The organism is Candidatus Rokuibacteriota bacterium, assembly GCA_016209385.1.
In the GTDB taxonomy this organism is placed as follows: Bacteria; Methylomirabilota; Methylomirabilia; order Rokubacteriales; family CSP1-6; genus JACQWB01.
This window is the reverse complement of the sequence record JACQWB010000263.1, coordinates 1-7,488: the sequence shown is the minus strand read 5'-3', so window position 1 is coordinate 7,488 and position 7,488 is coordinate 1. Positions and strand designations below refer to the sequence as shown.

The 7,488-nt window shown below is 65.1% G+C and carries 7 protein-coding genes; all 7 read left to right on the top strand.

Annotated elements, in window-relative coordinates; translation table 11 throughout:
- Positions 1 to 628 (top strand): hypothetical protein (locus HY726_19670; GenBank protein MBI4611213.1); only part of this gene is annotated, 628 nt, incomplete at its 5' end.
- Between the two features lie 55 nt (positions 629 to 683).
- Positions 684 to 2,402, top strand: coding sequence for a radical SAM protein (locus tag HY726_19665; GenBank protein MBI4611212.1), 1,719 nt, complete (start codon positions 684 to 686; stop codon positions 2,400 to 2,402).
- A 77-nt stretch (positions 2,403 to 2,479) separates the two neighbouring features.
- Entirely contained in the window at positions 2,480 to 3,499 is a 1,020-nt protein-coding gene (locus HY726_19660) for a DegT/DnrJ/EryC1/StrS family aminotransferase (GenBank protein ID MBI4611211.1), read from the top strand.
- The gene (locus HY726_19655) at positions 3,496 to 4,470 is read left to right on the top strand and encodes an SDR family oxidoreductase (protein MBI4611210.1); all 975 of its coding nucleotides are present in this window, start codon (positions 3,496 to 3,498) and stop codon (positions 4,468 to 4,470) included. Before HY726_19660 ends, HY726_19655 begins: the two co-directional genes overlap by 4 nt.
- Positions 4,463 to 5,659 carry a DegT/DnrJ/EryC1/StrS aminotransferase family protein gene (locus tag HY726_19650; GenBank protein ID MBI4611209.1) on the top strand — a complete coding sequence of 399 codons (1,197 nt, stop codon included), beginning with the start codon at positions 4,463 to 4,465 and terminating at the stop codon, positions 5,657 to 5,659. Before HY726_19655 ends, HY726_19650 begins: the two co-directional genes overlap by 8 nt.
- Positions 5,656 to 7,260, top strand: coding sequence for a radical SAM protein (locus HY726_19645; protein MBI4611208.1), 1,605 nt, complete (start codon positions 5,656 to 5,658; stop codon positions 7,258 to 7,260). Before HY726_19650 ends, HY726_19645 begins: the two co-directional genes overlap by 4 nt.
- On the top strand, positions 7,257 to 7,488 hold a 232-nt coding region (locus tag HY726_19640; protein ID MBI4611207.1), incomplete at its 3' end, for a hypothetical protein. The genes HY726_19645 and HY726_19640, both read left to right, overlap by 4 nt.

Here is a 7,488-nt window from a genome sequence, read left to right as displayed (position 1 = left end):
GACCCGGGCCTTCCCCTTCCCGAGCTGGCGCTTCCCTGTGGGTTTGATCCGCCTCAACCTCCGCGGGAGGGAGCCCCAGGGGATCGTGGAGCCTGGCAGGGAGGCCGAGCAGTTGCTGGGGGATCTCGCCCGAAGGCTTCTGGCCGTGCGGGACCCTGGGACGGGGGAGCGTCTCATCGAATGGGTGAAGCGGCGGGAGGAGCTGTTCTCGGGGCCTCGGGCCGGCGATTTTCCAGACCTCTTCTACGGGATGAGACCGCCCTATTGCGCCAATAACCGTCTCCACTTCAGGGGGCCGCTGCTTTATGACGAGGCAGAACCACGATTCTGTCATAGCTATGAGGGGATCCTGCTGGCGGCCGGAAGAGGTGTGAGGCCCGGGATGGTCGCAAAGGCCCGGATTGCTGACATCGCGCCGACGCTCCTGTACCTCTCCGGCCTCCCGGTGGACCCCTACCTGGATGGCCGGGTGCTGGCCGACCTCTTCCAGGACGAGATGTTGGAGAGCCGGCCTCCGGAGGTTCGGGATACCGGGTACGGTGAAGAGGTGCAGCGTCAGGCCCAAGTGGTGAGGGAGGCGGACAACCAGTACATCCGGAAACAGCTGGAGCGGATGGGCTACCTGTGAGCCCTGGTCGGGCCCCATCCTCCACGCCCGATGGTTTGAGCTGGGGAGTGACGCCATGAACGTAGTGGGGATCGTGAAGACCCGTCTGGGGTTATCAACATCCGCCATGCCTGCGCGGAGCCTGATCGAGATCGAGGGGAAGCCTGTCCTCCAGATCATTCTCGAACGCCTGCGCTTCTCCAAGACCCTTGGCGGCATTGTGGTGGCCACCACGGTGAACCCGGAGGACAACGCCACCGTGGATATGGCCGCCAGGCTTGGGGTGCCAGCCCACCGGGGTCCGGACCGTGATGTCCTGAGCCGCGTCCGCCTTGTCGCGGAGGCGGAGTCGGCGGACCTGGTTGTACTCATCGCGGGCAACTACCCGCTGGTGGACGCCACCTACCTGGACGAACTCGTCCACGGGCATATCCGGGAGGGGGCTGAGTTCAGCTACAACGAGCACAAGGAGGGGATCATTTACGGGATGGGGGTGGAGGTCCTCTCTGCAGAGGTGCTCGAGAAGCTCAGCCGGCACAAGCTCACCGATGAGCAGCGGGAGCTGGGAACGCTCTACCTCAAGCAGCACTTCAAGCGGTTCCGTATCTACCGGCCTGTCTTCACGGTTCAGCGGCCCAACTACAAGGTGTGCCTCCAGTACGAGCCGGACGTGGAGGTGGTTCGGGAGATCTTCCAGAAGGTCCCTGACCCCTGCTTCGAATCGGTGGTGAAGTTCCTGGATGCCAACCCATTGGTCGCCCGGCACAATAACCAGGCGCCGAGGGGAGGGGAGATCAGCCTTCAGAAACTGGCCATCTTCCCGCAGAAGTTGCAGGCCATCCAGAAGACGACCGCGGCCCGGCCGGACCCCACCTTCCCGATCAGCGTCGAGCTCTCCCTGACCAACGCCTGCAACTACAAGTGCGTGTGGTGCTCGGACATGGACCTCCGTGAGCGCTTGGGGGGCGAGCTGGATACGGGGGTGGTCTTCAAGCTGATTGAAGAGCTGAAGGCGGGCGGCACGCGGGGCGTCGTGATCGAGGGCGGAGGGGAACCGACCCTCCACCGGGACTTCAACGCCATCGTGGAGCACATCCGGGCTAATGGCCTGTCGGTCGGGCTTATCACCAACGGGCATCTGCTCCCCTATCGGGAACTCATCGGCGAGTTCGACTGGATCCGGGTTAGCCTCGACTGCTCTTCCGAGGACGAGTTCAAGAAGTACAAGGGGCTCTATGCGTTCGAGCGGGTGATGGAGAACATCCGGGCCCTCGCCCGGACGGGGACCATGACAGGCGTAGGCTACATCGTCACCAAGGACAACACGGCCAACCTGGAGCCGCTCGTCCTCCGTCTTAAGGACTACGGGGTCTCCTACATCCAGTTCAGGCCGGTCATCGACACCCCGGACATCGCTCCAGATCCGACCGACCTCTCGTACCTGAAGAAATACGAAAGTCCCACGTTTTCCATCCTCCTGGATGCCCTCGAGGAGAACAAGGTCCGGGGCAACGCGGGGGTCTCCTGCCGGTCCCACAGCCTGAGCAGCGTGATCGCCGCCGACGGGAGCGTATACATCTGCGGGCGCCTGAACATCTACGAGTGGTGGAAGCCTTTCGGCAATCTCTACCACTCCAGTTTCACCGAGATCTGGCACGGGGAGGAGCGACGGCGCCAGTCGGCCCAGGTCCTCGACCCGTCGTTCTGCGGGGCTCACTGCCCCGAGTGTCGCCTGACCAAGTACAACGTCCTCCTCGATCGGATCTCCAAGATCCGGACGAGGGACTTCATCTGAGTGACCATGATCATTGTGGAGAAGCCAGCATGACTCTGCGATCGGCTTGCACGGTGGTCTTCTGAGCTGGCAGGCGGATGCGGATTCCCTTCGATCCCCCGAGCCGGCGAGTCCTTCACGAGCTCCTGGAGGAAGTGATGGACAGTAACTTCCTCTCGGAGGGCCCGATGGTGGAGCGCTTTGAGGAGGCCTTCGGGAAGGCCGTGGGGGGGAGCGCCGCCGCGGTGACCAACGGGGGGGCGGGACTCCTGGCCCTGTTGGAGTACGTGGGCGTCCGGGGCCATGAGGTCATCGTCCCCACCAATACCTTCATGGCTACTGCGCTAGCGGTGGTCCGGGCCGGAGGGCGCGTGGTCTTCGCCGACTGCAACCGGGAGGACCTCTGCCTGAGCGCGGCCGACCTAGCCAGCCGCGTTACTCCCCGGACGCGGGCTGTGCTGGTGGTGCACATTGGCGGCCATATCGCCTTCGATATCCTCGAGATCGTGGAGATCTGCCGGACGCGAGGGCTGGCCCTCATCGAGGACTGCGCCCACGCCCATGGGGCCTCCTACCATGGGGTGTGCGCGGGCCTGTTCGGGGTGGGCGGGGCGTACTCGTTCTATGCCACGAAGACCCTCCCCTTGGGGGAAGGCGGGGCCGTGGTCAGCCGAGACCCTGCGGTTATCGAGTGGGTGAGGACTTACCGGAACTATGGGAAGCCGACTTACCAGGTCAGCGGCTTCAACTTCCGCATGAACGAGTTCACGGCCGCCCTCGGCCTCGTCCAGCTCGCCCGCCTGCCGGAGATCCTCCGGTGGAAGCGGGAGCTGGCGGCCAAGTACGACCAGATCTTCTCCCGTCGGGTGCGCCTACCGGCCGGGATGGAGTCGGGGTTCTACAAATACATCGTCTTCGACACCCTGCTCTCGGAGCAGACGGGCAAGGTTTTCGACACCCTGTGCCACGACATCATGGGACAGCCAGGGGAGTTCCTGGGCGCCGCGTGGGTGCGGGACCACCACGCGTGCGCCCCGATCTACTTCGGGTGGGGAAAGGCCCGTCTGGGGCCGGAGGGCTTGCGAGCGGCCCTCACGCCGGGGGTGGGCACGGCATGAGCGTCACGCGGCAGCGTGCGCTGCTGATCGGCGGGGCGGGCTACCTGGGGGCGGTGCTCACGCGCCGCCTGCTCGCTGAGGGGTGGGGGGTCACGGTCTACGATGCACTCCTCTTCGGCCCGGAGCCCATGAAGGAGCTGGAGGGCGACCCGGGGTTCTGCCTGATCCGGGGGGATGTCCGGGACCTGTCGGGGTTGGCCGCCGCCATCCCTGGGCACGACGCGGTCATCGTCTTGGCGGCCCTGGTCGGGGAGCCGGCCTGCCAGAAGGACGCCCGGGGGGCCGTGGAGGTGAACTACCTCTCCGCGATCCTCGCGGCTCAGGCTGCCCGGTACTGCGGCATCTCCCGGTTCGTGTTCGCCTCGACCGACAGCTGCTACGGGGCCCAGGAAGGAATCCTGACCGAGTCCTCGCCGCTGCGTCCCATCTCCCATTACGCCCGGCTCAAGATGCAGGCGGAACAGGAGATTCTGAGCCTGGCCGATGCGACCTTCTCCCCGGTCGTCCTGCGGATGGCGACCCTGTACGGCCTGTCCCCCCGGATGCGGTTCGACCTCATCGTCAACACCCTGACCATGCACGCGGTGACGCGCCGGCGTATCAGGATCTATGGGGGCGAGCAGTGGCGGCCCCTCGTCCACGTGGCGGACGCCGCCGAGGCCTATGTCCTGGCGCTTCAGGCCGCCCGCGAGCGGATCCACGGGGAGATCATCAACGTGGGCTCGGACGAGCAGAACTACCAGATCGGCGAGATCGGCAGGGTGGTCGCAGGGCATTTTCCCGGCATCAGTGTGGAGGTGCTCCCCCAGGCCCCGGACCTCAGGGACTACCACGTGAGCTTCGCGAAGGCCGCGGCGGTGCTGGGGTTCCGGGCGATGCGGGGCGTGACCGATGGCATCCGGGAGATCGCTCGCGCCCTGACCAGCGGTGAGATCCTGGACCCCGACGATGGTCGGTACGTCAATGCCTAACGTGCCTTGCGACAGCGCAGGGGTGGCGGACCGTTTCATCCCCTTCGCCCCTCCCTTCATCGGGGAGGAGGAAAAACAGGAGGTCCTGGATACGCTGGAGTCCGGCTGGCTCACCACGGGGCCGCGGACCCAACGGTTCGAGCATGAGCTGGCTGAGTTCTGCGGAGCTCGGTACGCCGTGGCGGTGAACTCCTGCACCGCGGCACTGCACCTCGCCCTGGCCGCGCTGGGAGTCGGAGAGGGGGACGAGGTGATCACCAGTCCCTTCACCTTCGCTTCGACCGCGCATGTGATCCTGTACCAGCGAGCGCGGCCCGTGTTCGTGGACATCGAGCCGGACACGTTCAACCTGGACCCGGCCAAGGTGGCCAGCTCCATCACCTCCCGGACGCGAGCCATCCTCCCGGTCCACTACGGCGGTCACCCGGCGGAGATGGACCCGATCCTGAGTCTCGCGCGGCGCCACGGGCTGGCCGTCGTGGAGGACGCGGCCCATGCGCTAGGGGCCCGGTACCGGGAACGGCCGGTCGGTTCCATGGGGGACGTGACCTGCTTCAGCTTCTACGCGACGAAGAACCTGACCACGGGAGAAGGTGGGATGCTCGTGACGGGTCACGAGGAGGTCGCCCGCCGGGCCCGCATGCTGGGGATGTACGGGATCGACGACGCGCGGGAGATCTGGAGGCGTTACACGCCCCGCGGGACATGGGAGTACGACATCATCGCCCTGGGGTACAAGTACAACATGATGGACATCCAGGCGGCACTCGGCCTCCACCAGCTGAGGCGGCTGGACTGGTTCACGAAGCGCCGGGCTGAGAACGCGGCGATCTACGCCGAGATCCTGGGCGGGGTGGCAGAGGTGACGCTCCCGAGAGCGCGCCCGTGGGTCTCCCATGCCTGGCACCTGTTCCCGCTCCTGCTGAACCTGGAACGACTCCGGGTCAGCCGGGAACAGGTGATCGAGTGCCTCCGCGCGGCCGGCGTCGGGACGAGCGTGCTCTTCCGACCCCTGCACCTGCACAGTTACTACCGGGAGGTCCTGGGTCTCGGGGAGGGGGCGTTCCCGGTGGCGGAGGATGTCTTTGTCAGGCTCGTCAACCTCCCCGTCTCGCCGAAGATCGCCCCAGAGGAGATCCGTCTGGTGAGCGAAGCTATCCTCAGGATCCTCAAGGAGGGACACCGGTGAAGACAGTCGTGCTGATCTCCCCGACCCCGATCAGTCAGGTCCCCACCGGGCTCGCCTACATCGGGGCGATCTTCGAGAACCAGGGATGGCGGGTCAAGCCCCTGGTGAACACGTTCAAGTACTACTTCACTATGGAGGAGCTTGTCGAGAAGGCTGCCTCCTGCTCGCCTGATCTCATAGGGATCTCCTTCTCCAGCTTCAGGGTCCTGGATATCTACGACCTGGTCGCTCGCCTGAAGAAGCTTGGGGTGCCTGTCATCATCGGCGGTCCTCACCCGACCCTCTTCCCGGAGGAAGGGGTCGAGCACGGCGCCGACGTGGCGGTCGTCGGAGAAGGGGAGGCAACTGCAGAGGAGATGGCGAAGTACTATGACGGCCGGCTCGACCGGTCCCTCGCGCAGATACCCGGAATCGTCTTCCGCGACGACAGCGGGAAGATCAGGAGGACAGCTCCCCGGGAGCCCATCCAGGACCTGGACGCGATCCCGTTCCCGGCCCTCCACCTGTTCGACGAGGAGACGTTCCGGCAGCCGGATGGGACGCTGAAGGGGTTCAACAAGGTCTTCTTCAGCCGGGGGTGCCCGGCCCGGTGCACGTTCTGCGAGACGAACGCCTTTGGCCGCAAGTACCGCTGCCGAAACGCGGAGGACGTCGTGAAGGAGATCGAGAACGTCAAGGCCGCTTACGGGATTGACGAATTCACCTTCATCGACGACCTGTTCACCGTGAACAAGGCGCTGATCAAGCAGATCTGCGGGCTGCTGATCGATCGCCAGGTCAACGTGCAGTGGATCGCGGCCTGCAAGATCAGCACGGTGGATGAGGCCCTGCTCCGGGAGATGCACCGGGCGGGCTGCATCCAGGTCAACTACGGGATCGAGAGCGGCGATGAGGATACGCTGAAGCGGATCAAGAAGGGGATCAAGCTAGAGGCGGTCCGTCGGGTGGTCAAGCTCACCCACCAGATCGGGATCCGGATCTACGCCAACATCATGACGGGGTTCCCCTTTGAGACGGTGGAGAACGTCATGAACACCCGGAACCTCGTGAAGGAGCTCAGCCCATACGTCTACATGTACTCGGTCCACGGGTGCCTGGTCCCCTACCCCGGGACGGAGATCTACCAGGAGTTCAAGGACCAGCGGGGGATCGACCACTACTGGCTGAAGCCGGAGTACCAGCTCATGGGGGACGTGATCTACCAGAACGTGCCCAACCCTTACGAGGTGAGCACTTATTACCAGCGGAACATGTATGACGATACGTATATCGAGGAGGAAACCTTCTTCAGTTACTCGCGGGAGATCAAACGGGCGAACAAGAAGCTCGTGTTCGCCATCGGCTGGCACAACATGAAGGTCCGCCACCCCAAGCGGCTCCGCCGGCTGTGGGCGATGGGGCTATGCTACCTGTCCAACTGGGTCTACCAGATCAGCCCCAGGCTGGAGAAGGGGATCGCCAGGCGCCTGCGCCTGGTGAATAGGATCCACGACAACCTGAAGATCGGGTACATGGTCCGCCTCGGGCCGAACCGGTCGCGCCCTGAGCGCTTCCAGCTCTGGAAGAGACGGCTCCCGCAAGGGCAGGGATCGCAGTCGTGATCGCCGCCTTCGAAGACGGAACGCGGGGGGGCGTGGGAGCTGTCGCCCCACGGCAGCGGGACCTGCGCATGTGGCTGCACAGCGATCACTACACGGAGCTCATGCGCCGGCGGGTTGCCCGGCTGGAGCCGGAGATGGTGTGCGCCGCCCAGCTGCGGGAAGAACTTGCCCCGGTGGTCTCTCCCGGCATGAGCCTCCTGGATGCCGGCTGCGGGCCTGGGCACTACT

What these genes read in the sequence shown, in the direction of transcription:
- HY726_19655 (MBI4611210.1), top strand. Translation starts at nt 3,496, where the DNA reads ATGAGCGTCACGCGGCAGCGTGCGCTGCTGATCGGCGGGGCGGGCTAC.
- HY726_19650 (MBI4611209.1), top strand. Translation starts at nt 4,463, where the DNA reads ATGCCTAACGTGCCTTGCGACAGCGCAGGGGTGGCGGACCGTTTCATC.
- HY726_19665 (MBI4611212.1), top strand. Translation starts at nt 684, where the DNA reads ATGAACGTAGTGGGGATCGTGAAGACCCGTCTGGGGTTATCAACATCC.
- HY726_19660 (MBI4611211.1), top strand. Translation starts at nt 2,480, where the DNA reads ATGCGGATTCCCTTCGATCCCCCGAGCCGGCGAGTCCTTCACGAGCTC.